General features: G+C 53.1%; 20 protein-coding genes, 1 tRNA gene and 4 pseudogenes. 15 read left to right on the forward strand and 10 right to left on the reverse strand.

Features of this window, described 5'->3' with window-relative positions; translation table 11 throughout:
- Nucleotides 1-627 precede the first annotated feature (627 nt).
- A pseudogene (locus C453_RS20960) lies at nt 628-906 on the forward strand (Cdc6/Cdc18 family protein); the annotation flags it as partial.
- A 179-nt stretch (nt 907-1,085) separates the two neighbouring features.
- Here the strand turns inward: C453_RS20960 and C453_RS01615 are convergent.
- Both C453_RS01615 and C453_RS01620 read right to left on the reverse strand, forming a co-directional pair.
- Nucleotides 1,086-1,820, reverse strand: a complete 735-nt coding sequence (locus tag C453_RS01615) for a DUF4386 family protein (protein ID WP_152418000.1) — start codon at nt 1,818-1,820, stop codon at nt 1,086-1,088.
- A 147-nt stretch (nt 1,821-1,967) separates the two neighbouring features.
- Nucleotides 1,968-2,180: a hypothetical protein gene (locus C453_RS01620; protein WP_008322277.1), complete on the reverse strand. Its 213-nt coding sequence runs from the start codon at nt 2,178-2,180 to the stop codon at nt 1,968-1,970.
- Between the two features lie 317 nt (nt 2,181-2,497).
- Here C453_RS01620 and C453_RS20125 point away from each other — a divergent pair, with 317 nt between their 5' ends.
- Nucleotides 2,498-2,659, forward strand: a complete 162-nt coding sequence (locus C453_RS20125) for a hypothetical protein (protein ID WP_160163382.1) — start codon at nt 2,498-2,500, stop codon at nt 2,657-2,659.
- 32 nt (nt 2,660-2,691) lie between these two features.
- On the opposite strand, the gene C453_RS01625 is transcribed toward C453_RS20125, so the two are convergent.
- Both C453_RS01625 and C453_RS01630 read right to left on the reverse strand, forming a co-directional pair.
- Complete coding sequence (locus C453_RS01625; protein WP_008322278.1) at nt 2,692-3,048, reverse strand: hypothetical protein; 357 nt, start codon at nt 3,046-3,048, stop codon at nt 2,692-2,694.
- Nucleotides 3,049-3,112: 64 nt separating this feature from the next.
- Nucleotides 3,113-4,105, reverse strand: coding sequence for a transposase (locus C453_RS01630; protein WP_008322284.1), 993 nt, complete (start codon nt 4,103-4,105; stop codon nt 3,113-3,115).
- 57 nt (nt 4,106-4,162) lie between these two features.
- On the opposite strand from C453_RS01630, the pseudogene C453_RS20965 reads away from it, so the two are divergent.
- A pseudogene (locus tag C453_RS20965) lies at nt 4,163-5,241 on the forward strand (Cdc6/Cdc18 family protein); the annotation flags it as partial.
- 2,336 nt (nt 5,242-7,577) lie between these two features.
- Here the strand turns inward: C453_RS20965 and C453_RS20970 are convergent.
- Nucleotides 7,578-7,940, reverse strand: coding sequence for a MarR family transcriptional regulator (locus C453_RS20970; RefSeq protein WP_083881570.1), 363 nt, complete (start codon nt 7,938-7,940; stop codon nt 7,578-7,580).
- Nucleotides 7,941-9,296: 1,356 nt separating this feature from the next.
- Here C453_RS20970 and C453_RS01650 point away from each other — a divergent pair.
- Nucleotides 9,297-10,307 carry a tyrosine-type recombinase/integrase gene (locus C453_RS01650; RefSeq protein WP_008322286.1) on the forward strand — a complete coding sequence of 337 codons (1,011 nt, stop codon included), beginning with the start codon at nt 9,297-9,299 and terminating at the stop codon, nt 10,305-10,307.
- 169 nt (nt 10,308-10,476) lie between these two features.
- Here the strand turns inward: C453_RS01650 and C453_RS01655 are convergent.
- The 3 genes and pseudogenes from C453_RS01655 to C453_RS01665 form a co-directional block, all read right to left on the reverse strand.
- Nucleotides 10,477-10,905: pseudogene (locus C453_RS01655) on the reverse strand (TFIIB-type zinc ribbon-containing protein); the annotation flags it as partial.
- A gap of 329 nt (nt 10,906-11,234) precedes the next feature.
- Complete coding sequence (locus C453_RS01660; protein WP_049907446.1) at nt 11,235-11,831, reverse strand: hypothetical protein; 597 nt, start codon at nt 11,829-11,831, stop codon at nt 11,235-11,237.
- 166 nt (nt 11,832-11,997) lie between these two features.
- Nucleotides 11,998-13,077 (reverse strand): nucleotide kinase domain-containing protein, encoded by a 1,080-nt coding sequence (locus C453_RS01665; RefSeq protein ID WP_241430654.1) that lies wholly within the window; start codon nt 13,075-13,077, stop codon nt 11,998-12,000.
- 49 nt (nt 13,078-13,126) lie between these two features.
- Between C453_RS01665 and C453_RS01670 the strand changes: the two genes are divergently transcribed.
- Genes C453_RS01670 through C453_RS01685 form a run of 4 tightly spaced genes read left to right on the forward strand, consistent with a single transcriptional unit; the run spans nt 13,127 to nt 15,554 of the window.
- Complete coding sequence (locus C453_RS01670; RefSeq protein WP_008322290.1) at nt 13,127-14,014, forward strand: hypothetical protein; 888 nt, start codon at nt 13,127-13,129, stop codon at nt 14,012-14,014.
- Complete coding sequence (locus C453_RS01675; protein ID WP_008322291.1) at nt 14,011-14,586, forward strand: hypothetical protein; 576 nt, start codon at nt 14,011-14,013, stop codon at nt 14,584-14,586. Before C453_RS01670 ends, C453_RS01675 begins: the two co-directional genes overlap by 4 nt.
- Before the next feature lie 15 nt (nt 14,587-14,601).
- The gene (locus C453_RS01680; RefSeq protein ID WP_008322293.1) at nt 14,602-15,042 is read left to right on the forward strand and encodes a DUF4231 domain-containing protein; all 441 of its coding nucleotides are present in this window, start codon (nt 14,602-14,604) and stop codon (nt 15,040-15,042) included.
- A gap of 44 nt (nt 15,043-15,086) precedes the next feature.
- Nucleotides 15,087-15,554: a TIR domain-containing protein gene (locus C453_RS01685; RefSeq protein ID WP_049907448.1), complete on the forward strand. Its 468-nt coding sequence runs from the start codon at nt 15,087-15,089 to the stop codon at nt 15,552-15,554.
- A gap of 309 nt (nt 15,555-15,863) precedes the next feature.
- Here C453_RS01685 and C453_RS01695 read toward each other — a convergent pair whose 3' ends face one another.
- Nucleotides 15,864-19,625, reverse strand: coding sequence for an ATP-binding protein (locus C453_RS01695; protein ID WP_049907450.1), 3,762 nt, complete (start codon nt 19,623-19,625; stop codon nt 15,864-15,866).
- A gap of 947 nt (nt 19,626-20,572) precedes the next feature.
- Between C453_RS01695 and C453_RS01705 the strand changes: the two genes are divergently transcribed.
- Both C453_RS01705 and C453_RS01710 read left to right on the forward strand, forming a co-directional pair.
- Nucleotides 20,573-21,496 carry a helix-turn-helix domain-containing protein gene (locus C453_RS01705; protein ID WP_008322300.1) on the forward strand — a complete coding sequence of 308 codons (924 nt, stop codon included), beginning with the start codon at nt 20,573-20,575 and terminating at the stop codon, nt 21,494-21,496.
- Nucleotides 21,493-22,305 carry a DUF6036 family nucleotidyltransferase gene (locus C453_RS01710; RefSeq protein WP_008322301.1) on the forward strand — a complete coding sequence of 271 codons (813 nt, stop codon included), beginning with the start codon at nt 21,493-21,495 and terminating at the stop codon, nt 22,303-22,305. The genes C453_RS01705 and C453_RS01710 overlap by 4 nt, the downstream gene beginning before the upstream one ends.
- Nucleotides 22,306-22,362: 57 nt before the next feature.
- Here C453_RS01710 and C453_RS01715 read toward each other — a convergent pair whose 3' ends face one another.
- A complete protein-coding gene (locus C453_RS01715) occupies nt 22,363-22,830 on the reverse strand; it encodes a hypothetical protein (RefSeq protein ID WP_049907451.1) in 468 nt (155 codons plus the stop codon).
- A 166-nt stretch (nt 22,831-22,996) separates the two neighbouring features.
- On the opposite strand from C453_RS01715, the pseudogene C453_RS20975 reads away from it, so the two are divergent.
- The 5 genes and pseudogenes from C453_RS20975 to C453_RS01730 all read left to right on the forward strand — a co-directional run.
- A pseudogene (locus C453_RS20975) lies at nt 22,997-23,071 on the forward strand (IS6 family transposase); the annotation flags it as partial.
- Between the two features lie 60 nt (nt 23,072-23,131).
- Nucleotides 23,132-23,341 carry a hypothetical protein gene (locus C453_RS20635; RefSeq protein ID WP_008322302.1) on the forward strand — a complete coding sequence of 70 codons (210 nt, stop codon included), beginning with the start codon at nt 23,132-23,134 and terminating at the stop codon, nt 23,339-23,341.
- Between the two features lie 10 nt (nt 23,342-23,351).
- Complete coding sequence (locus C453_RS20640) at nt 23,352-23,537, forward strand: hypothetical protein (protein WP_241430655.1); 186 nt, start codon at nt 23,352-23,354, stop codon at nt 23,535-23,537.
- 203 nt (nt 23,538-23,740) lie between these two features.
- On the forward strand, nt 23,741-24,001 hold the full coding sequence (locus C453_RS01725; protein WP_008322304.1) for a hypothetical protein: 261 nt from the start codon (nt 23,741-23,743) through the stop codon (nt 23,999-24,001).
- Nucleotides 24,002-24,248: 247 nt separating this feature from the next.
- Nucleotides 24,249-24,323 (forward strand) — tRNA-Met (locus C453_RS01730).
- Nucleotides 24,324-24,655 lie beyond the last annotated feature (332 nt).

Consider the following 24,655-nt stretch of genomic DNA (forward strand, 5'->3'; position numbering starts at 1 on the left):
AAATTTTCGACATAGAGCATCGGCGGTTTCCCGCTTCATCTTCCAAATTCTACCGGTCGAAACCGACGCCGTCTAGTGATTCACCAGAGCCGTTGCATTAGACATCGTCGAATTCGACGAAGATGGTAAATGCAAAGCTCCGCGATTGAAGCATCAACATGTCGTCGTCGAGCCGATTTACTGAAATTCGAGTTAGTATCTCTGTTGAACTCCTCAGTGTCTGATGGGTATCACGTGACACAGACAGAGGGTGTAGTCAGCGAGCGGATATTGTTTGTTCCACAACTTCTGAAGTGAAAATTCCGGTGAGTGGCTGAGCATTCTGTTTGAGGAACCGAGCGTCGAGTGAAGAACTGGTTGGCGGAAGAGCACCTGTAAGGCCCCAAATTGCTAGGTTTACACTCGACGCTCGGTGTGGGGGCGGTGCTTTGCCATTTTTCTGTGTCGAGTAGTTCAACAGCTTCGATTGGTGTGGTTGATCCTATGAGCGACTCACGCCCTGTATTCAGCACGGCCACAGGAATTTAGAACGTCACTTGATTTCAGTTTGCAAAAGGAGTATCACCTCGAAATATCATTATCGTTTAGGAATGGGTATCACAATCCACTTCGGATATACTCAAAAAGATGAGCACCAACGGCCCCAACGACTCTGGAGACGAAAGGGAGACGCCGACGTCAGGCTCGGGGGGTTCCATCGTCAACGACATTTCTGAGAATGAAAATACGACGGTTTTCAGGGACAAACGATTGGTTGACCCTTACACCATTGTTGACAACGACCGTATATACGGGCGCTATGAACAGTTGGCTGCGGAAGCATGGGCCTTCAGAGACACTCTTGATGGTGAACGGCCACCCGATCTCTTGCTCTATGGGCCAAGTGGGACAGGTAAGAGTCTCACAGAGGGTGTCATACAACGGTTCACATGCTTGAGCTTCACCACCTCGATTCGCTCGGTACAGGTGGGCTACTCACCATGGGTGCTGTTATTCTCTCCGAACACCGTCAAAATCCGCGTGACCGATACAGAGCGTGTATTCAGCACCCTGTCCGTGTTCGTCTCACACCATCATCGGTCGCATCACTCCTCACGAAGGTACGTGGACGCCTCACGGCCACCTGCGCCGAGTAGGAGGACGCCGAGAGCGACGAACCAGACGATCTGGGTAAGCCCGAAGATGCCACCGCCGATCTCACCGAGTGCTGGAATCGCCGAGAGGATGCCTGCAATCCCGACCACGAGCCCGAAGTAGTTCACAAGTCGGTGGAGAGCCCGCGCTCGCAGCGCGGCGACGCTCACGAGTAGCGTCCAGAGCCCGCCGATAATCTCGTTACCGCCGCCCAACCCGTCGATGACTGGACTAACTGCCAGCCAGACCGTGGTCGCCTGTGTTGGGTCGGTACTGTAGAGGTCGACGACGACGCCCGTCGCGAGGCTGGCAATCATCCCGCTGGCGATGACGAGGCCGGCCCAGATGAGCCCGAAAGCGGTCGTCGCGCGCATCAGCATCGGTGCGTCGGCTTTGAGATGCTCGTGAAGCGCCAGAACGAGCGTCACCAGTACGATACCGAAGATCACGTAGATGAGCAGGTACATCGCGTACAGACTCGTCTCGTTCGCGACGAACAGTTCGACCTGTTGGAGCGCTCCGGTGACGCTCGCGAAATCGAGGATGACGAGGAAGTACGCGATACCGGCCACGTAGATGGCCGCCTCGGTGAGCGCGGCCAGACCACCTACACGAAGGTAGTTCCACCGACTCACACCGGTCGGCCGCTCAATACTTTCGACTGCTTGGTTAGTAGACGATGCCATTTTTATCGCTGATGTTACAATAGCTGTCTGAGACGATAGCCGTGTCGCAAACTGTCACAGGTCGTGTCATAGCTGAGCGAGCGAACGAACAGATCCGGATAGCCCACAGTAGCGCTGCGGAGCTCGGCTCGTGGAGCCGTCGGCCACTCAATCGGTACGACCGTCGCGACTCAGCCGTCGCGATACGAGCGAGATGCTGGTGGCGGCTGCCCCCGAAGCGAGGATGACGATGATTCCGGCGTCCGGGGTTCCCCGGAGGACGTACGCAAGCCCGAGTATGAGTACACCCCAGACGAGTGCATTGGCGAGAACGAGACGCCTGCCGGGACTCTGGAGCGCCTTCCGAACGTTGTAACCCATGCCCTCTAGACGCCAGAAAAGGAGATAGCCATTGTGCTGCCGCTGAATCGGGGGCTGAACGCTGCTGTGTGGTTCGCGGGGTGGGTCATACCGTGACGTTGCGCCGACCTGTCTGACCGACTCGCGCTGTGTATCTTGCACGACGGTGAGGACATCATCTTCATCTGGCAGGAACCGCAGCGGTCGGTTCGCAACGAGTAGTGAACAGCCGATTCATTCCCTACACTCCTGAAAAACAACCGCCTTGTGAACTTTCTATGACACCCTAGTCGCGGATCCTCGTCGCAGGCGGTGTCGGCTACATCCTCACTGCGTTCGTGAGCTACGGGTTTGCGGACGCTCCCGAACTGCTCGTAGAAAATCTCACCATCTTCGCTGACGTCGGCGAGCTATGGATTATCCTCGCGCTCATGATCGTCGGCGTCCGCGAGGGCGGTGCCGAGGAGCAAGAAGTCGCTCGAGGTGGCGCCACCGCCTAGGGGCCCGCAGTCTCCTTGAGAGGGTGGGCCAGTCACTTGGAACCTGTGATCCGAGTGAGCCCCCAGGCACCGACAACTGCGAGAGCATATGCGCTTGCGAACACCAGTACGTCGCCGCGAGCGTTTAGAATCGCAGGGATCGATTCCGGCGAAACCCCCACAAGTGAGAGCGCCCACTCGAGACCGAGGGAGATACCGATTGCAGGAATCGAGAGCATGCCCAGCGGGAGTAACAGAAGCTGAACGAACTCGGGAAGCGTCCGAACCCATGCGACGGCTGGTCTAGGGGAGGGATCGATCAACCCCGCGATCACGACCCACCCCAGGATCTGCACGACGAAGATTGTGAGAACGTACCTATTGACGAACGTCGAGAAGCGAGAGTCCAATACGATAGGTGAAGGCGCCCAGTATGTAAATACGTTGTCTTTTTGAGGGTATTTAGAACTCTTCTCACACCGTGATGATCGTGCTTCCCGGATTGTCTCCGCGTTCGTAGTTGGTGATTGCGACGACGAGGCGCAGACAGAGTGCAAGGAACACCTGTGCTCGTGCGTGGACGCGGCCTCGGGCGTGGGTGCGCCCGAGGCCGCAGTCCTTGACCGCGTCGTTGGTTCGTTCGACGCCAGTACGGCGGTTGTACATTTCGTCTAGCGTCGATTGCTTCAGCTGAACGTCCTCGCTGTGTTCGGAGATGCGGTCTTTGACCCTGTACTCGATATCTTTCGGGTCGTCGGTGTTTCGTGCGTTGTACGGAGCGACTGGCACGACCCCTGCGGTCAGCAGGTGGTCGTGCCAGTCGAGCGTGTCGTAGGCGCTGTCACCGACCATCCATATCGGTTGGGCGACGGCGAGCGCGTCACGCGTGACGCGCATCGCCGTCTCTTCTGGTGCTTGCTTACTCTCGGTGAACTCGGCTGCAATTGGGATTTTTGACCCGGTCGAGACGATCGTGCAGCCGTATCCGTGGTAGTACTCTTCAGCCGTCGGATCATAGCACTTCGAGGCGTCTTGATCAGCAGGCATCGCTCTCACGTCGGTCGAATCGATGCAGTAGGTCAAGTCGAGCAGGCCGCGGCGGGCGGCCTGCTCGACGAGCCGGTCGAAGACGTTGTCAACGACGTGTTCGAGGTCGGTGAGGAAGCGATCGACCGCGTCTCTCGACGGCGGTCGATCGAAGCCACAGCTCAACCAGACAACCGTATTCCGAAGCTCCCGCTCAACCGGGCGAATCCCATAGATGTTGTGATAGTAGCAATGAAGGAAGCCACGCATCATCTCTGGCGGTTCGTGCTCTCGTGTTCGCCCCGTCTCCGCCGGGGCGAACACGTCGAACTCTTCGAGAAACTCGAAGGAGAGGTACTCAAACAACGCGAGCGTCTCGGTCTCCGCGACATTGAAGAACGACTCTACCGAAGGGTGATCTTGCAGGGTCGCTGGGCTCATACCACCTCAGCGTTCACCCTGCTCTTTGGTGTGGTAATCGTTCTATGACACCCTCGTCTCACAGTCAAATCTGTTGCAGAGACGGTGAAAGCTAAGGCAGCTGAGAATGGAATCAAGTTCGACTTTGTCTCGGTGAATTTCAAGTTGATGGAATCACGTACTCTCGACCGAGTAGTGTGGGAACTTGGCCGCCAGACTGCGAAAAAGGCAGGAGTTGTTTGGGATATCCCCCAGAAAGGGTTCTCCACTGACGCCAAATACGTCCGGCTCTACGAAATAGTAGAAGACCACTTCGACGCTTTGGTGTTCATCTTAGACGAGATTGATACTTTGACGGATCTCAGTCTTAATGATGAGCCCGCATATTCACGGTTGCTTTACAGTTTGAGCCGTGCGATGGCTGAAGGCCACGTTGACACTCTGATTTCTACTGTGGTCATCACCAACCACCCGAAGTTCCTCAACAACCTCGATAGCCGAACTGATAGTTCCTACAACCCGACCGCATTGCTTTCTCTGATTACGATGCGAACGAACTTCGCGAGATTCTTTCCCGGCGTCGAGATGCTTTTGAGCCAGGTGCTTTGGGCGAGGGGGTGATCGACCTTGTCGCTTCATACAGTGCTAGAAATGAGGGGGGTGCCCGTCGTGCGATTAGTCTACTACGAGATGGGGGCAAACTTGCGAATCAAAATGGTGATTCGGTCGTCACGACAGGACACATTGAAATTGCCAATGAGTTGCTATTGGACGATCGTGTGCTAGAAATTGTTGGGAGGCTGTCCCCGCAAAAGAAGCTATCTCTGTACTCCGCGGCAATCATCGCTGACGTGAACGACGGTGTAGCGTCAAGCTCGGCTGTGTATAAGCTCTATCAGACTGTTTGTGAAGCAACTGGTGACAACCCCTACACGCAGGAAACGGTGAACAGACACCTGAAAAGCGCGGGCACGTACGGCGTGCTTGAGAATTCCATTACTAGTGAGGGATTCAAACGTGGTATCAATCTTCAATTCACCTTCACAGTGCCTGTTGATGCGGTCATCAACACCTTGGAAAAGAGCAGTAGCACATTCGACAGCATCGAATTGTCGAAAATCCGAAGCCACGCGAGGGCTATACTTTCCAAGTCGTGATTCAACCGACCACCTCACGCTATTTACTACGTGTCTGAGTGTTTACTTTACACACCTTTCGCAGATGACCAAACTCTCGTGAAAAGTGGGGGGTGGGTACGGGGGCTAGCGAACTTAATTTCAGTGTCACTCGCTATGATTCAGCTCTCGTGAAAAGTGGGGGGTGGTAGAAAGGGAATGAATGGTTGGTGGAACAGAACTCGCGAAGTGGGGGTGACTGCACGGTCAACACAGTAACACCCCACCCCACATTTCCGACGTTCTCGTGAGAAACTGAATTAAACTCAATACTGGGCGGGACTACGGTCCCACTCAGTCCAAAACTGAACGACAGCCGCTGGGTGGTTTACAACGCAAATTTAGTAATTCTCACTCCCGAAATTCCAGCGAGAACCCATGGGATGGATCTATACAAAGAACGTCGGAAACGCGGGGTGTGTGACCACCGTCGATGGAAGGTAATGGCAACGACTGGAAGAACGTCGGAAACATGGGGTGTGTGGTCTAAACGTCGGAAACGTGGGTTTGGTCACAAAGCCAACGTGTCCTCGATTGTAGGGTTTTCAAGGCTTCTGGACGGCACAAACGTCGGAAACGTGGGATGTGTGGCCACCGACGATGGAATGTGCAGGTAACGGCTGGAAGAACGTCGGAAATGAGGAGTGGGTAGGTTGTTATTTCGAGAGGGCCGTTTCGGAGTCGTCGACATCGCCAAAATCGGTCGTCTGTCATCGAGATCTCGTGGACAATTCCAAGGTCTTGAGGGGGCTGCAGGCCGGCGTAGATGGTGATGCCGCCCGCCCTGAATTTGTGTCATAGAATATTCTCTATGTGATGAACAGCTCTGTGGGGATTATCCAGAGCTTGATTAGATTGGCGTGCTAAGTATAGCAGATGGGAGTTATTCACAACATGAGTGTGAATTGTCAATCAAAGCCTGATTAGAGAGGGGGGTTGTTCCGACCGTGTTATGGTGATAGGAGTATCAAAACACCAAATAACGAGGCTTCAGGTAATTTGGTGGCTGAATTTCTGTGGCTTGTTATACCCCTCACTGCTTGCCGACAACTGAATCGTACAACATGGATGCTAACCGTCTGTTTTCAACATCTCTTGCTCCACTTTTTACTGTACTTAGGCGCTAAATGCCCTTCCTCAGAGAGCAACCAACGGGAGCGAACAGGGAGCGATACAGCGCCTCAATTAAGCTAAGATGAACTATCAAGACAGACTCGCCGCGAGAGATTGTGTAGAGAAACTGTACGAACTCGCCTTGCAGAGAAACGTCGGAAACATGGTCGATGAAATTGCAGCCAAACAAGGGTCATCCGATCCATCGGTCGTCGTCGAAAACTGCAACTATCACTTTGAGTTCACAAATGGGTCCCTGATTTGAAGTCGAGCGTTCGGAATGACCCTCCCTCCCCCTGTTTACCGTTTCTTTATATACTAACGAGCGTTCGGAACGGGGGTTAGATACCTATTCAAAGATGTCGAGAAGTAATCTATGTCACTCCATCAGTTTCTTCTCAGGAAGATTATCCAACCAATAGTAGAATACAAATTGACTCCCACCCCCCACTTTTCACGAGAGTTTGATTCAATTGATGGGTGGTGGAAATATAACTGTGGTTCTCTTAGAATCCCCAAATCCTGATGTATCCCTTTTTACGTGTATCCTGATCGACTTCCACTTAGTGATGCATCGACCGATTCGGAAATGGATCGTAAGCGTATCTGTTGAATTCAACAGGTTTTGACAGAAAGGGTGTACAACATATGGTGCCATCTTGGTCACGCAAAATCAAGCGCGACGCCATTCGTGCTTTAGCGCGCGGGCGAGACCGACGGTTCTTCAGATGTGATTTCTCCGGAAACAGTGGGGTCTCAAGTTCGAATAGCAGCGGTCATTGGCCGGTGGAGAATATAGATTCACTACTGCCCACAGCGCAGGAGAGTTCGAGACTAGGTGGATGGCACGACTAGTGGGAGGCCCACTCTACTGGGGGCCGAGATACTGCTTACACTCTGCAACCATCTCGTTGGCAAATGATTCAGTCGCTTGTCCCTGTGGGTTGACGACTGCATCATGTTTGATTGTAGCGACGACCCATGGAGAGCAATACGAGGTCTTGCTTGGGTCTTTGCCACTAATCCAGTCATCTCCAAGCTCGTAGTTTCGCGGAAGGTCGCTGGTCGTAAGAGCTACGCAAATATACTCCTCTCCAGGGTATGGAAGTGAATCCGCGGCAAGAACTAGCCAAAGCCGCGGGTTTGACCCACGTCGGAATGGGTCCGGTGCCCAGAACACGTCGCCTTTCTTGAAGCGAGCGGAGTCAGTCACGCTGTTCTCGCGGGTCAACAGCATGTTCTTGCCATTCGTCGTACTCAAATGGTTCTTCTTCGCGACTAGCTGCAACAGCAGCAGCATGGTTGGCTGCAGCGTCAAGGCTCAAGACGTGGTCACTAACTCGCCAGTATTTACCTCGATGCTCGACACGACCTCGTTCTCTAAGCCTAACGAGAGTCGGGCCGACGGACCCTGATTTGACAGACGTCCGCTCGACAATCTCGCCTTGTGTGAAGGCTTGGTCAGCATTCTGTTCTAAGAATGAGAGGATTTTGTATGCGTTTGTGCCTGGACTTGGGCTATCATTGCCGTCGTCAATTGCCTCGAAACGGTCCGCGCTGATGGGCATAGTATATCAGATGTACTAAATTGTATTGAATGTATTGGCGTGCAGTGCCAGTGCTTGTTCGGATACCAGCGGTTATCCAGAAAGATAGTTTGCCACACCGTATTCGAAATGAATTTTTGCGTCATCACTGTCTTCAATGCTGTATGAACTCGATTTTCAGCGATGCAAGCCTCAGATTAGGGACTTCATCTCGAATACGGTGTGCAAAAAGTTGATTTTGGATGTACAGGTTAGCATCTAACCCGAAAATGGAGAGTATCATTGTTTGGCTCAGAACATTGTATAAACAGCAGCCGGCTCCCCATTGCCGAGTTCTCAACAATTACAGCTAGGGTAGATCCGAAAAGATGAGGGCACCACAGAGCTGGAGTGAGCCGAATGGCTTCCCAGAAGGTTCACTGAACACGAAGTCGTCAACGGTGGAGAGCATCACGCGTCTAGTTTCACGCGAGAAACAAATTCGTCATTGTTCTCTTGAGATTGTGCGCTGAAGTGTCCGGGAACTCGGGTGGACAACCGTTGTGTACACGTGGCCGTCGACAAGTACTACTGGGCTCACCTGCTCAGAATCAATTGCTGACAGTTCTTGTTGTGCCTCGAAGAGGTTGCTTGTCCACTGCTGGACGGGGCTCCTTCCCGGCTTGACAGAGAGTTCAGTCTGGCTGGTATTGTGAACATCGTAGTTGGGGACTCTCCATTCCTCCGGTTCCCAAAGTGGTATGTCGTGTGAACAGTCTGAGTTGGTTCCACTACTAAAGAGTGCTTGACCAGTACACCCCGCGATTGCAAGAGTTGAAAGCGAGAGTAGCGTTCGGCGTGGGGATTGGTTTGGGAGGGCCATGACAAGAGTTGTTGATTGTTTAATTTAATTTTCAGTATCTACGACCAGCCACTCATCTTGTGGGGTCACTCTTGACTCCGTGGATCGCACTTCCTCTCACGTCGACAGCAGATGCTGATCCCTGGTTGTGAATCCACACGGTCTGGGTTCACCGCCGAGTGATGGTGCTCACGTGAAACAACCCGCCGCAAACTCCGGACGCTCGAATCACAGGAGTGCGTGGCCAGTCGGAAAACTTCTGGGCGGGTTGTGTGGTGGCGCGTGGAGTCGGCGTAGGCTGCGTGGTAGATTTACGGAGTTGCGAGGACCTACCGAAAGTCAGTTTGTCTGCGATTGAAGCAATGATGCACTGACATACTCCCGACCTAATTCTTGATGGCAGTAGAGAACAGATAGGACAGGGTGAGATCTGCAGGCTTTTGTTCGAGAGGCGAACGGACTCCCTTGCAGGCCGTGAGGCGGCCGATTAGAGGTGTCTGAAAGAGGGTGTTTCCAGGGATCGCAAACAACCGATCATGTCGCTCAAACCAATCGACCCAGAATCAGCACTCAACTTGTATCTCACCGACCGTGAGAACGAGGTATCACAAGCGACGATCTATTCCCATCGTTCTCGGTTGGGACACTTTCTCCGATGGTGTGATGATCAGGGAATCACCAACTTGAATAATATTAGTGGACGGGACCTCCACTACTTTCGGCTCTGGCGACGCGACGAAGGCAATCTCAAACCCGTGACCGAGAAAACGCAGATAGATACCCTTCGGGTCTTCATTCGATGGCTCGAATCGATTGACGGGGTCGAACAAGACCTCCACACGAGGGTACTCTCACCGGTCCTCGGAGACAGCGAAAACGTTCGGACAGTGATGTTGGACGAGAACCGGGCGAAAGCAATTCTGAAGCATTTGTACAAATTCGAATACGCGTCGCGGCCTCACGTGGTTCTCACACTGTTGTGGCATACAATGATGCGCGTCGGTGCCGCTCATGCTCTTGATCTCGGTGACTACGACCCTAAGGATCAGTCACTTCGGGTGGTCCACCGACCCGAGACAGGAACTCCGATCAAGAATAAAGAAGCAGGTCAGCGTTTCATTGCACTCTCAGACGATGTCTGTACTATCCTCAACGACTGGATAGAAACGAAACGGGTGAACGCTGTTGAAGAGTCCGGACGTCAACCATTGTTGGCGACTCCCGAAGGACGGGCCCATACGACCACTCTTAGAGGAGACTGCTATCGGGGGACTCGCCCTTGCGAGATTGGTATTGAGTGTCCCCACAGTCGAAGTCCCGAAACTTGTGCGGCAACAAAATATGATGAGGCGTCAAAGTGCCCGTCCAGTAGGAGTCCTCACGCTATTCGGCGAGGGGGTATCACGTATGCGCTTAATCAAGGATGGCCAAAGCCTGCCGTTAGTGACCGAGCTAATGTATCTGAAGGCGTTTTGGAGAAGCATTACGACCAGCGAACTGAGCAGGAAAAGATGGAACAACGGAGGCAGTATCTGAGCAATCTTTGACTTTGTTCTTAAATACCGATTTCGACACTCACACGAGATTACCGGTGCTTGACCCTTTGAATAGTTATAAGCAAACCCAGCAATAGTATATATACTACTTGAATATATGTTCCATCTCATGGCATATGAGCCATGAGACGGAAAGGGCCATTCACTCAAATTTATCCTATTCGCCGAGTTCAAGGACGCTCGCGATTCTTCGAACTTCGCCCAGCCCGTGTGCGAGGTTTCGCTCGACTTTCGACTGGAACCGACCACGGTTCTGTTCCCGCCGCATTCGGGATAGCCACTGACGCTTTTGCCCTGGGAGGCCGTTTCCGTTCGCATCTTTCCCGCGACCGATTTCCGTCGACAGCCCTCGGTCGTGACGTATGACGGTGAGCGGTGCACCTGTTCGATTCGGAGTTCCTTCTTTGTCTTCGAACGATCACCACTCCGGTCCGTAGTTGATTTTCTGTTCGTCGATGACGAGCCCACAATCCTCACAGATCGTCTCGACTGTATTCGTTCTCACTTGTTCGTCGCATTCGGGATACGGTGTATTGTCGCTCAGTACGTCTTCGTCGAAGCCGGTTTCGTAGATGTATCTCGTTGCCATTGATAGTTCGCGAGATGTCTTGTCTGCACCCCGTACCCCTTCCAGGGGGAAATAAAAATCGCGGACGTGGCGATGACTGGACTGTTTATTAACCTACTCTGAGAGTTCTCTGCGACCAGTCCTCAGACACTCATCGGAGGGGAAGTCGCCCCGCTTGTCACTGTCGCATTGCGCTGTATCTGCGTTATTCGACTGCTCGGTTATGTGGTCGTCGTCGGTGATGATGCCATCGTTGGCGACATCTTGCATCTTCGATGCAATATCGTGATATGAGGATTTCATCCGGTGGAACGGATAAGCCGGCCCTTCTCAGAGAGGGTAAGCGGACTTTATGCTGTGGATTCGGATGAGTTCGGCGACCCTCGGAAAATCTCTTTGATCTTTCGGCATCCTTCCACGCCATCGGCACCCAATTGGTCACAGATTTCATCGAATCGGTCGCGACCGATGATCCTGTCCTCAAACGTTTCGGCGTCTTGGTCACCGATATACGCTATCGCCCCCAGAGCAAGGGCGTTGATCCCACCAAAGCGGTTGAATCGGCGGCCGTTAAGCGTGGCCGCGATACTTACGGCCCGGCCACGCTGGTTCCGGGACAGGCCGAGGTTGTCACCGAGTGCTTGGGTGAGTCGCACTTTATCCATGTGAGTGCGGCGACCGATGTCGTCACGCTTCCACTCGTGCTGGTGCTCCCAGAGGTTGTTCCATCTTTCCTCGTTGTCGGCGTCGCGGGCGTGGAAGGTCGTGCTAGCTTGAGTGAAGGGGACGACGGTGGTTTCCATCGCGTTCCGGTCGCGTTGACAGTCAGCCCCACTGAGGGAGCCGTCTCCTTCTTCGGCGACTACTGGTTGTCCATTCGCTGTGGTGCCGACGTGTACGCCGGCGGCAGTCTCGTATAGGGGTTCGGGGGCGTCGGGATTTGACATGATTTCTCTATTTGGTAGCTGGCCACGCGTATCGTCGGCAACCAACTAAATCATCACATTTAGACGCTATTGTTCACGGTACTACTTAAACAAAATCGCGAAAAAAGAGTGGGATTTGGTTATGGCCAGGATGTGTAACGTACTCCAGGAGACCTGCTGAATATGTTTAGAAGGAGTTCGGCAACCTGATGAGTGGAGCAGTTTCGTACATATCTCGCAGTTCATCACATGAGCGAGCCTCGTCGTTCCGGAAGCAACGCCGCGCACGGCCGTTCGAGTGCAGGATTTTATGGTATTTGTAGAACTCGCACAGACAGTTCTGAATATTCGCTAACGAAAGCTCTAGCCGACCCCCGTCCTCCGTCTCAAGATAGGGGAACTCCAAGTCCAGACGGTCGAACTCTTTTTGCTGGTTCTGTCGGAGCCACCGCATCACATCAAGACGAGTAAACCCGTTGAACTCCGTGACCAGCTGGTTCAGCCCTTTCTGAGCACCCGGACCAGGAGACGACCAGTCGTCAGGAGAGAATGGGAGTACGGAACCACCATCGTAGTAGTCCACTGGGTAGAGAAGATCGACTATGACCTGATACGACAGGAAATTCCCGAATCCCGGCTGGGAACGGATCAGGTCGTAGGCACCCTTCATCGATCTTGTCGAGAGTATATTGTCGAAACTCGTTGTTTCGTCCGTGATTTCCTCAAACAGCGCGGCCACGTTTTCAACTTTATCGGATGACCCCATCTGGTTGTAGCCGCTGACCATGTACGCCCCGGTAAATACCGTCTCCCCCAGCTCGTCCCGCCGGTGCTTCAGCTGTTCCTCGAACTCTGCTGCATCGAAAGAATCCAGCGACTGAAACCCGAGATACTCGTGTGTTTCGAGCCGGCCGATCAACCGGTATATCATCACGTTGAAGATTTTATCCCGACGAGAGGCATCCTCCTCCAAAATGTCCTGAATCACGTACTGCGTCCCGGGATCTAACTCCCGGTAGACGTTCGTGAACCGGTACTCCTGCAAGATCTCATCACCAGTCCACGGCGCCGGTCGGCCCTCGACAACCCTACGATACCATACCTTCTGCCGTTCACCGATGAACTGCCAGAACAAATCTAGTGATTCCTCATCGAGACCATTCCGGATTTCATCGGTTTTCGTCGAGGACTCGGACATTATCCGTATGCTTTGAATGCCAGTCGTTGACTCATTGAATGTTACGACACACCTGCTCTCATCGAACATTCGGCGGGAGAAACACTTTATGGGCCGAAAGCCTCCACCAGAAGGTAAAATGAGGTATGAACCCGATGAGGCTCCTCCTTACGCGCCTCCTAATGGGCCATGGGAGGAGCATCAGGCATCGGAAGATGCCCAAAGCTATCTGACACTCTATTACTGCGAGGATGAGATTAGCAAGTATCCCGTCCGGGAGGTGACCAAGGTCAACGACAACAAGAGCGACCCGAATCTCGAGACGATGAGCTACGGACTGTGCTCTACCTGCACCCGCGACATCCGATCCGGCCTGGTGAAGAACAACCGGCCCTACCTCTTCTTCTGCACGAACTACAAGGGAGAGCGGCATCTCGCCGGGTATTACCATATCGGTTGGTACTCGCTCGGTCCCCCGCTGTTCACCAACTACCGGAACGGCGGCATCCGGGACGACTACCGTCTCGTGGCGGACGAGATGAAATGGCTCTACCCACCGATCAGCTTCGAGACGGTAGCCGACGAGACCGGGTTTGACGGCATCTTGTCTGGGTTCAGAAAGAAACTCGTCTCCCCCGAAACGACTGACGCTCTCCTTGGGCTCTTCGAAGAGCGAGAGGACTGTTCGCAGCAGTACCTCGACGAAATTCACCGATTGGAACTGATCAACAAGCGGTATCACGAATACCGGTACCCAACGTGGGAGCGGGAAGTCGGATTCAGCTGGGAGTCTGTCCGGAACTACGTCGAGATGATGCAGGCTGGCGAGGATGAGGATACCAAGGAGATTCTCGAAACGAAAATGGAGAAGATGGACGTCGACCTATCCCTCATCGCCTCAGAGAGCGTGTCCAACTGGTTCTGTCTGATATGTGATCACGAGTTTGAAAATGAGGCTCCACTGAAATTGTGCCCTAACTGTGATAACGGTGGAGGGATTATTCCCGCAAGAGCGATCAACGCATGAGCGACTCTACGGGACTGTTGGACCTGCAGAAACGGCAGCAAGAACACGACAAGGGGCATCACCGCGATATCTTCACGCTCCCGTATCCTGACAGGATGAACCACTACGTGCTCCACTTCTCGAAGTACGTGGGCCGGATGTCCCGTGACTATGCCGATGATGATATGCGGATCCAGCAGATCGAGAAAACGCTGGCCGACAGCTTCATCGTCGGACTGGCAGCGGCGAACACCCTCAACCTGAACCTGCAAAGCGAGCTGGAGGGGATGTTCGGCCTGGAGGCAGATGGCGTCAGTGAATGGGGAGAGGCACTGAACCCGACGGATGACGTGATGGACTCGGAGGAGTTGCAAGACTGGCTATTCGAACGGATGGCCTCCCCGGCTGGCCGTATGGCGAACGCGATGGAATCGCTGGACCACATGGAACCGATGAACACCCGCGAAGTCCTCGAAGAAGAGACGGTGGAGATCGTTTCCGACCTTCTCATCGCCGCAGAGAACCTGGGAACCGACCTCGAGCAGATACTGGACGACAGGTGGACCGAAATCGAAGAAGAGTCCATCCTGTAAATCGGGGGTTCATACATGGTAGAGAACTTCGACGAATTCTATGAGGACTTCTATAAGCCGCAATTCGAGTGGTACGACACGAAGGCAATCAGCAACAAAAAGTACCACCGTGCGATGAAGATCTCTCAGATCGTTCTGGCTGCGGTCCTTCCGGTCGCCGTCACCTTGTTTCCCGTGACATCCAGCGCGTTCTGGAAGTATGTGATCATCGCCGCCTCTGTGCTACTTATCATCCTCGAGGCCCTCGAATCGTACCTCAACTACCAGAGAAAGTGGATGAATTACCGGACCACCGCTGAGGGGCTTCGACGCGAGGAGCAGATGTTCAAAACTGGGACAAAAGAATATGAGGACGCGGAGAATCCCGAGAAGCTGTTCGTCGAGCGGGTAATGGCGCTTACCAGCCAGGAGAACCGGTACTGGGAGATTACTACGCGAAAGGCACAAGAGGCATAGCCACGTTATGTCAATAAGCACGGCTTACCAGGCCGCATGAAAGAATGACCACTCGTCGAGTCTTCATCAGTTACGAGGGAAGTGACCGAATGAAAGCCAAGGGCTTCCGGTTGCTTCGATGGAACAAGAACGTCGACGTCGAGTTCCAGGACCGCCACCTTCTCGACCCCGTCGACAGCACGAACAAGGAGTACATCCAGCAGTGTATCCGGGACGAAATCCACGGAACCTCCACCACAGTTGTCTTGGTGGGCGAGAACACGAAAGACAGTGACTGGGTTGACTACGAGATTGAACGGTCACTGAAAGACGGGAACGGTTTGGTCGCGATCAAGGTAGACGACAGCGTCAGTGACGAGGATGTACCGGACAAGCTGAAAGAGAACGGTGCCGAGATTATCGATTGGAATCCGGACGAGTTCGGTGACGCAATTGAACGGGCAGCAAGCCAGCGAAGCAAGGTCGGCGAATCGAGCGTCAGAGGGCGTGTTGGTGCGGGATGCGGGCGCTAACGTTTGTTTGGGTCCATCTTCGGTGCCGGATCTCTTCTTAGAATCTAATTATATACAGACTGGATCTTGTAGGTATCTGTACCAAATATGGTTCCTCGTGAATTTCGAACAGATCACCAAGTTCGTCGAATGCATGCCAGGCGTGTTGTATGAATTCTTTCGTCATCTCCGTAGCGCTCTTAATATAGGGTTCTAGAATCACAACTAGAAAAGTGGCAATCCCCTGGTCCAGCTCCTTTGAATCCCGAGTTGTTCCAACTGGAGCCGACATCACGTGTGAATCCAGCGACTGTCTTTCCAGTAAATAGTTTAGAAGTCATTGAGCCGGTCTTCTTGGCGTTCTATTCCGTCTAAGAGGCGGTCTTCTGCTTCTTCGGCAAACAGGTGGACGGAAGATGGTAGTGAGGTGTCTTCTTGCCAGTCGCGGAGCATTTCGATCTCGTCTTCCTTCTTGCTGACACCGGATAAACTGACGGAGGCCATTGCATCGGTGTATAGTGCGCTGTGGATTACGTTTTGAACGGATTCTGATTCTTGGATATTGTCGACGCCTTCAGTCACTACTTTCCGGTAGATTTTCTTTGTGTCCTCGGTTACTGGGAGGGACTTACAGTACCAGATGACTTGGAGCAACTGCTCCTCGGAACAGTCCGGGATTCTTGGGAGGAGGTGTTCTGTGATATCGGCTATGGGGAAGCCCCCGGTGAGATCTGAGAATGCCATCGGGGTGTAGTAGTCGGTGTCGAGAATCCGGTCACATATTTTACTGACTGCGGATTTGTAGCTGTCTGCTTCTTTCATCCGGTCTGTTCCTATGTCCAGGTGTGTCGGTAGGAGTGAGACCCCAGTGTATTCGTTTTCCAGTCGTTGGAGAGCAAAGTCAACGAACTGTTCCGGGTTCCGTTCCGCAACCTCCTGGATTACGAGTTCAACGCTGTGCGATTCCGAGGCTAGGTTTTCTCTTTTCTCAGCGTAGTCCAATACCTCTTCAAGGATTCCTCCATCTACTTCCTCCGAGTCGTCCTTGTGCAACGGGAGTGGCCGCAAGATATTGTCCACGGACTGTAGATCAAGTGATTCTGCGTCTTGTAGAAGTGTGAGAAGGACTGATTCTGTCCAGTCCTGGTGGTCTTTCCAGTATCCGTGTACTACCTGGCTAAGTCCGGATGCGAGTTCCCGGGGTATCTCAGATCTATCTTCCAGTAGTTCGTTGACGTTCTCTTTAGCGAAGTCCAAGTCTTGGATGGCTAAGGCACTGAGCCCTGCGGAGACCAGTTCGAATTGTTCTTCCTCGATGTACTGGTCAACGAGTTCTTTTCCTTGATCCGGATCAGAAGAACAGAGCCCTACGAGAACCTGTGGTTTGCAGGAGTTGAGGTCCGAATCATCGGCTTCAAGAAGTTTTTCTCCGTATTCAGGTCGCTCAGCTGCTAGGACCCTGAAGAACTGGTTGAAGGACGTGTCCGTGAGTTCTGAGACGATATCTGAGAAATCGGATGGTTCGAGTTCTTCTTCGTTCAGATCTTCGGCGAACCTGCGAATTTCAGCTTCCCGTTCCTCCATCTTTTTCGGAGGCCTGTACCTCATATTCTGGAGAAGCTGGTATCTTTCGTTCTCCGCTAACGCCTCTTCAAGTTCCCGAACGTTCGATTCGATGCCGAGTTCTTCCGCGTTTTCCCTGCCAGCTAACTTGCTCAGAGTGTCGATACACTGCAGGTCCTCGTTCTGTAAGACATATTCAGAGGCGAATTCGAGAATCCGGATGAGTTCTTCCTCGTTGATCACTTCTTGATTCTTACCGTGGTATCTGGCCTGTGAGTTCTCGAAGTTCATCAGTTTCTTCGCGGCCTTTCTCCTTACTTCGGGGTGAGAATCTTCCCAAATGATCTGAATGAGATATTCGACAGCTTGCTTCCGTAGTTCCACCTGCAGTTCCGTCATTTGAAGGTCTCCCTGCCAGGATCTCACTTGGGAGTGATCAACCGGGTCAACAGAGAAGTCGTGTATCTCTATCTTGGAGGTTTCCCCGATGATGTCGAGCAGGTCAAGGCGAAGTTCTTTCTTGATTTCTTCGTTGAGGAAGTTTTCCCCGATTACCTCCAAGATCTTTTGCTGTGCGGCAGGTGATCTCTGGAGACCGGGTCGCATCGCTTGCTTGAGTTTTTGTTCTACGCTTTCGGTTCGAAGCTGTGACTGTGACGGATGATCGACTGCGATCCGGAGTAGCCAGACAGTCGCTTCTTCTGGTTCTCCCTGTAGAGCATTGGAAAGCAGGTCAATAGATTCGATTAAGAGGTCTCCGGCTGGAGATGCCGTGTACATTGAACTCCGGAAGAGCTGTTCGTCTTCCTGGTCTTCGGGGAGTTCTTCCCGCAACGATTTTTTGACAAGTCTGATTGCGTAATGCGGATACGCTGAGCCCAGGACTTTGAATCGGCGCAGAAGTCTCACTCTCTTAGCAAAGCCGTATTCGTTGAGCAGATCTAGTTCTGAATTCAGGGCGTCTCGAATGGTTTTCCGGGCGTCTCTACAGTCGTATCGTCGATGGATTACAGCTAACTGGTTGATCTGGTTCTTCCCTGTGAACTCGCTGAAATTGTCGTAGATTTTGTCTTGGTAGTTGCGTGGAGAATCTGAGAAGAAGCTGTCGTAGACAATGTATTCTTGCAGAGCATCTGGTTGGATGGTCAGGCTACTTCCGTGTTCGGCAACCAGTCCGATGTACTCTGTTAGTGTTTCTCTGAGGTTTTCCTCTGTGGTCTCATCAATGTTTAGTACTTCTCGAAATCGCTTGATTTGCTCATCGTTGTCTGTATCAAGTTCTCCGACGGCTGCAAGGTACTTGACGTATGTCTCCAGATCCTTCGTATCTCCTACTCCATCCAGTCTTTGGATGTCGTTGATGATATCCTCGAATACCTCCTCTAACACATCTTCCTGTGCGACAGAGTCTGCTTGTTCCCCTCTGGAGCTTTGTTCAGCGAGAAGGTGAGCGAAGAGGGGGATGCCTTCACTGATCGCTGCGATTCGCTCAAGTGTTGATAGATCAGTGATTCCGTAGTATTCCTGTAGTATACTGTGAACATCGTTTGTATCCAGTCTGGGGAGTTCGACTGTGTCTATTTCAATACCTCTGAGCCGGTTCCCGTGGCTTTGCAGTGTAGAGGTGAAATGTAGTCTCTCCGCGAAGATGAGCTTGAGACGTGGTTGGTGTTGGTCCACTAGGTCGAATAAACGCCTGATCTGACCCGTGTTTCGTGCATCGTCAACGAAAAGAATAGTATTCCTGTCCTCTAGGTCAAGTTCTTCAAGGCCATCGTCAATGTTTCCGGCGTCAATATCCGTCCAGTAAACCTGCCAGTCCGGGTTCTCAGCTTCCAAAAGTAGACTCCCCTCGACCACGAGTCGTGTCTTCCCGATTCCAGCCCGTCCAGTGAGTATAAGTACGTCTTCATCGGCTTCCGGAAAGTTTCGAACCCTGTTCAGCTCATTTTCACGTCCGAAGAGCGGGAGATCATACCTATTGCCAGGGTCTTCTCCGTCAAGCTGCTGACCAAACCGCTCGTTGATCGGTTGGAAGATATCGTATCCTTTGTCGGTAGGTATTCGTGCTTCAATTTCCTGGATGCCACGCAAGATCTCTTCCTGTCCTCCATCTAGATCTTCAGAGTACTGGTGGATTCGCTGTAGATAGATGGTACGCAACTTGGAGCCAATCTCTTGGTTCTGACTGATTTCTACCTCTAACTGGTTCAAAAACTCCAGCACCAGTTCTTCAGGTGGCGTCTCTACTTCCTCTCCGAGTAGATCATCGTTGAATGTATCAGCGATGTTTTCTGGTGTGATCAAACTGCTTCCGTCCTCAAACTCCTTGACAAGCTTGATGACTTCGTCGTCTTGGAAGATATGTATGAAAACGTCAGAGTCCAGTCCATCGTGGTCCTCGGCCACCTGAGAAGCCGCATTCTCCACAGCTTCATTCAGGAAGTGCATCCGCTTCCCTTTACTGTAGACATAGTTCGCTGCAGAAGAAGCGAGAATACTTGCTCCGATGGAGACTGGTTCAACCATACTTCGCTTTTCTCAGGTTACCAATTTAATACTGCGCTACAGAAACACTGGTTTCCAGGTCGCTAGATTCCAGATCAGACTGTCTCTCTGGACTCCTCACCTACTACTCTCTAATAGTCGGTCGCGAGCGACGTGGCGGGCGGCAGCGGCGAGCGGGGCGGGCCGTCCGAATCACAGGATGTAGATGGTTCTTGAGAGATTGACCGACTGGGGTCTTCCCTAACTAACCTTACAGCAGAAAACTGAGTGAGCTCTACTCAAACCTCGTTCGGCGATTCCCCCCTTTATCGACAATCCATCCGTAGAAGTTCGCCCCCGTCTGGCCAGCGCTTCGTCGGAATGCCGTGTGTTGGTCGGGGTCGTCATCTGGGTCCGTTTCGATTTCAACGATACGGGTCCCGCCCCGTTTCGTGGCATACACATCGGGCTGGTGTCCATTGACCGAAGGTGGATTCCCATAGCCATGACCTGTGATATCGGCCTTTACATCCCAGCCTTTCTTTTCGAGATCTCGGGCTTCGGCGAGTACTCCTTTGTCGTGCGCCTTCTGTACGTCCCGACTCCGGTGAGCCATGAATGTTGATATTTCCCCGACAGTATGAAGATTGCTAGTGAATGTATAGGGACCGTACCGGTTGCGAAAGACGTCTATTCATCTGCCAGCACTATTGAATCCACAATATGAGATCGCAGTATCGGCCTGGTTATCCCAATATGTCACCACACATCTTCAAAATGACTCCTAAGATTCAACTCATGTCACTGCAATCCAGCGCTAATCGCTGGTAATGAGGTGAACGATGGCCAGCGAGGCTGCCTCTCGCGTGGTCGCGGGATGCCGAGCGGCCGAGGGCTTTCATCCGTTATATCCACGTCCTCGACTGAGTCGGCTGTGTGTTGCAAAACACCGAAATCATTTATATATTGGTTCGCTAGTATGCAACAGTATGCTCACAGAAGGCGAGGTTCGCGCCCTCACTGCTCTCCACGGTGAGCAGACGGTCTCTGAACTCGCAACGAATCTCGATCGGAGTCTCAGCTACACTTCAGAACTCGTTGAACGTCTCGAAACGGCTGGTCTCGTCGAGACACGCCGCCAGGGGAAAACAAAGCAGATTCGACTGTCGGACGCAAAGGCACTTGAGTTACTCACGGGCCTCACGCAGCAGTATGCACACATCGACTGGCCGGAGCTGTTGTCAGGGGCAACCCTCCGTGTGTGCTACTTCCTCGATACCCCACGGACCGCAACAGAGCTCGCCCGCCACGCGGACGTCCACCGGAGTACCGCCCACCGTGCGCTTGCCCCGCTTCAACATCGCGGACTCGTCTACCAAACTGACGACGGGGCGTACGCACTGAACGACGGCTTCCAACAGCTGAGTGCATTCGCTCGTGAGCTTGCCCATCACGTCCACCGCCAGACGGTCGAAGAACAGACTGACACCTACACGCTTCTGTGGGAGTCTCTCGACGAGTTCCTTGTCCAGACACCGACTGAGATCACCGAGGAACACTTCATTCCGACAGGGCCTGACCAATTCCAACGATACGGCCTCCCGCTGTTGGCACGTGACCGTCGATACTACCTCTATTCGGAGACGACGAGTGAGCTCTCACCGGAGACATTGTGCTGCCACATGCTCGTGATCGACTCGGGCGCACGAACGCAGTCATACTGTCTACTCTTGCTCAGTCACGTCGACATCGACCGCGACGTGCTCCGGGGCCAAGCCACCAAGTACGGCGTCGACGACGTCGTCGACGATCTCTGCACATATCTCGACACCAGCGGTGACCAGCGGACGGCTCGACTTCCCGAGTGGGAGGACTTCCAGGAACTAGCTGAGGAATACGAGGTGACGCTATGAGGGCGCGGTTCGATAGCTCATACATCCGGTCGGAACTCGAGCGCATCGGCCAGCAGCTGGACAACCCACTCACTGTCTTCTTGATTGGCGGTGGGTCGATGGCGTTTCGTGGACTCAAAGAGACGACCAAAGATATCGACCTTATCGTCTCCTCTGGGGACGATCTGAGTCAGCTACAAGCGGTGCTCCTCGAGCTGGGATACGATATCGTCCGGGAACCGGACGAAGAATACGAAGAACTCGGTGCCCAACGAATCCTCGAGAACGACGATGGGTGTCGCATCGACGTTTTCAATCAGCAGGTAATCGGCAAACTGATTCTTTCTCCAGGCATTCGTGGGCGGAGCGAACGGTATCTCGACCCGGGGAATCTCGTGGTCGAACTCGTGAGTCCAGAAGACATCTTCCTGTTCAAAGCGGTCGCCGGTCGGGTGGACGACATCGAGGATATGTTTTCGTTGATGCAGACCGGCCTCGAGTTCGACGTCGTCGAAGCGGAACTCGAGACGCAGGTCGAACTCTTGGACCAAGAGCTGTTCGTGACGTACATCAACGAAGCGCTGACTGACCTCACCGACCAACACAACGTGACGACACCGTTGCACGACCCCGTGGCGGAGATCACTGAGCGCGTCTACGAGGAGCTCGAAGTGCTGCACGCGCTTGACGAACCGAAATCGGTGGCTGACCTGCAACAGGAGCTTGACTGGCCTGCAGCGGACGTACAGGAGATTGTGCGACGTCTGGAAGAGAAAGACGCCGTCGCGGTAACCAGTGGGCGAGTAGAACGTCACTCAACGACGATCTGACTGCGAGGGGATAGAAAGTGAGGCAGTGAGGTCAAAAATGAATGAACCTCAAATCAATCACTCCTCAGTAGCGTCGTATTGTTCTTGGAGTAATGGGATTGCAGAGCCAAAGTGGCAAGAGTTCGCACGTGCATACTCAAGCGTTTCTTGAAGTGTAATCACTGGATGCCCCTCAACAGTCGTAGTAGAGAGGTTAGGTCGTGGTTCTAGGACAACTTGTAGCGGACCCTCAACTTCGGTTTCTGGCTGGCGTTCAAATGCACTAGGAATATGATACTCCTCAAAGAACGACTGCCACGAGTTCACATCACTTTCCAATACCGCGATAAATATCGGATAGTCGTTAGGATTTCTTGCGACTTGATAGCCGCCCAGTGTCCAAATATACACGGCATCGATCCTTGTGAACGCGTATGGCATCCCCGAGTGCCCAGGTAGTGCGTACGCCTTCTCAAAGATGTCTGTGTTTACACTGAGCTGATCGTTGTCTGCGTAATCCGAGACAGGGGGTAAATCAGGAGTCATGCAATCATTTGGTTGATTTATTCTGCTCAATATAGGGTAGCACTGGTTACTAAAGTAACGGAGGGACAGAGAAGCACACGTGAGTACCTGCTAGAACTATAGTCCCTACAGGCACTGTCTAGTTAAACCAGTTTGAGAAGCGAGCAGGTCCATGAGTGAATTGGTCATGACGCTCGCAGCCCTGCTCAGCGAGTGCTTTGCGACGGATTTAGAAGAAACGTGGGCACGTGAGCGGACGGCTGATCACTCTGAGCGGTCAATACAGAGAACATACTTACGAAGGCCGAGTCTAGGCAGACGTGTGCAACGCCGCCACGCCCTCCTCAGTGCGGCCGCCGCCTTGGCCGGAGTCTCCGGCTGTCTCAGTCCATTCACGTCCGACAGCTCCCTGACAGAGGTGACCGTCGACCTCCAGAATGCGAACGACAGAGCGCGGACATTCCACCTTGCGCTCGAAACCACAACCGGGATGCTGGACTGGGACTCCTACCGTGTCGGCGGGTGTCGCTGAGGAAGTGACGGTGGTCCCGAGTGAAGATGTCTCCCCGGTCGCGTTACACGGAGTTGTCGAGGACTTTGCGGGGAGTGTCGACATCATTGGTGTCGATGATCTGAACCAGAACTACTGTCTTCAATTCCACTTCTGGTACTCGCATCCAAGCGACGAGCGACCGCAGTTGGCACTGGTCGCCGACATCGAATGCTAACCGTAAACCGTTCTGCCGATTGATTCGCAGCTTTTACCGACCGGCTGGTTCAGCGGGGAGAGTGTCGAACCAATAGGATTTCAACAGAGCCGAGCAACTGGGGCAGCGCTCATGCCTGGTACTACACCCTTCAGGCATTCGACGTCGCCTCTGGCCAGCAGGTATGGCGCGTGGCCTCAGAAACGCCGTGACCCCACGGGCTGATGCTGGTCGGCGCCCGCCTGGTGACGCTCGTCGGTGGGGCCCACCGCATCCGTGGCCCAAGCGGCACGATCCCGTTCAGCCCAACCGAACTCAACATCCTCGAACAGGACGGCACGCGTGTCCGGGCAGTCCCCCTCGATGGCAGACTCTTCGAGGACGGCGGCAGCGTCGAATGGGCACAGGCGGCTGGCGAGACCGTCTATCTGGGACACACGTTCGGTCTGACACGAATTGCTCCGGAGGCGATTACCGATGCGTGAACCCGACTCGGCTGTCGATTCACATGACCCATCACGGGACGAAAGTACACGACAGGACAGCCGAAACTGGTCGCGGAGCTGGATCTGAGCGGTCGTTGGGGAAGCAGTGAGAACCGCTCCACCATTGACATCCTCCCCGCCCTGAAGGGTGGGGTTTTAGCCTTGAAAATCCCATAACATTTGAGATGTGTTGACAGGCACGAATACAAACACAAGTCTTACCCCTAGCAACGGGTTTTGATTTAGTAGCGGGATGGGATAGCCAGGAGATTCCGCCGGGCTCATAACCCGGAGATCGGTAGTTCAAATCTACCTCCCGCTACTTCTCTTGAAAACGACGCTCCAAAATTGTGGAGTATGTCCCACAAGCGGACTCGTAGACCGGCGGCTGAAAGCACAACAGTACGAGGCGTCAGCTCATATACCTGAAATACCATTGATAAATAATTCATATCTTAGTATAGCATCTCAAAATTGAGACGCCAAATTTAAATTAATTTGTATTGATTTTTATGCGATTTTGTCTCGTCTGTAAATGAAAAAAGCCCACTGGACCGAAGTCCAGTGGGCTTTCTTATGAATAGGGGCGGCGAACTGGATTTCCCAGAGGATCGCTCACTCCAGTACTGACCAGAACGCAGGTGAGCTTAACTT

The organism is Haloferax elongans ATCC BAA-1513, from assembly GCF_000336755.1.
In the GTDB taxonomy this organism is placed as follows: domain Archaea; phylum Halobacteriota; class Halobacteria; order Halobacteriales; family Haloferacaceae; genus Haloferax; species Haloferax elongans.

What these genes read in the sequence shown, in the direction of transcription:
- C453_RS01705 (WP_008322300.1), top strand. Translation starts at nt 20,573, where the DNA reads ATGCTCACAGAAGGCGAGGTTCGCGCCCTCACTGCTCTCCACGGTGAG.
- C453_RS01725 (WP_008322304.1), top strand. Translation starts at nt 23,741, where the DNA reads ATGCTGGTCGGCGCCCGCCTGGTGACGCTCGTCGGTGGGGCCCACCGC.
- C453_RS01630 (WP_008322284.1), bottom strand. Translation starts at nt 4,105, where the DNA reads ATGAGCCCAGCGACCCTGCAAGATCACCCTTCGGTAGAGTCGTTCTTC.
- C453_RS01620 (WP_008322277.1), bottom strand. Translation starts at nt 2,180, where the DNA reads ATGGGTTACAACGTTCGGAAGGCGCTCCAGAGTCCCGGCAGGCGTCTC.
- C453_RS01710 (WP_008322301.1), top strand. Translation starts at nt 21,493, where the DNA reads ATGAGGGCGCGGTTCGATAGCTCATACATCCGGTCGGAACTCGAGCGC.
- C453_RS01650 (WP_008322286.1), top strand. Translation starts at nt 9,297, where the DNA reads ATGTCGCTCAAACCAATCGACCCAGAATCAGCACTCAACTTGTATCTC.
- C453_RS01675 (WP_008322291.1), top strand. Translation starts at nt 14,011, where the DNA reads ATGAGCGACTCTACGGGACTGTTGGACCTGCAGAAACGGCAGCAAGAA.
- C453_RS01685 (WP_049907448.1), top strand. Translation starts at nt 15,087, where the DNA reads ATGACCACTCGTCGAGTCTTCATCAGTTACGAGGGAAGTGACCGAATG.
- C453_RS01660 (WP_049907446.1), bottom strand. Translation starts at nt 11,831, where the DNA reads ATGTCAAATCCCGACGCCCCCGAACCCCTATACGAGACTGCCGCCGGC.
- C453_RS01665 (WP_241430654.1), bottom strand. Translation starts at nt 13,077, where the DNA reads ATGTTCGATGAGAGCAGGTGTGTCGTAACATTCAATGAGTCAACGACT.
- C453_RS01695 (WP_049907450.1), bottom strand. Translation starts at nt 19,625, where the DNA reads ATGGTTGAACCAGTCTCCATCGGAGCAAGTATTCTCGCTTCTTCTGCA.
- C453_RS01680 (WP_008322293.1), top strand. Translation starts at nt 14,602, where the DNA reads ATGGTAGAGAACTTCGACGAATTCTATGAGGACTTCTATAAGCCGCAA.
- C453_RS01615 (WP_152418000.1), bottom strand. Translation starts at nt 1,820, where the DNA reads ATGGCATCGTCTACTAACCAAGCAGTCGAAAGTATTGAGCGGCCGACC.
- C453_RS01670 (WP_008322290.1), top strand. Translation starts at nt 13,127, where the DNA reads ATGAGGTATGAACCCGATGAGGCTCCTCCTTACGCGCCTCCTAATGGG.
- C453_RS01715 (WP_049907451.1), bottom strand. Translation starts at nt 22,830, where the DNA reads ATGACTCCTGATTTACCCCCTGTCTCGGATTACGCAGACAACGATCAG.
- C453_RS20970 (WP_083881570.1), bottom strand. Translation starts at nt 7,940, where the DNA reads ATGCCCATCAGCGCGGACCGTTTCGAGGCAATTGACGACGGCAATGAT.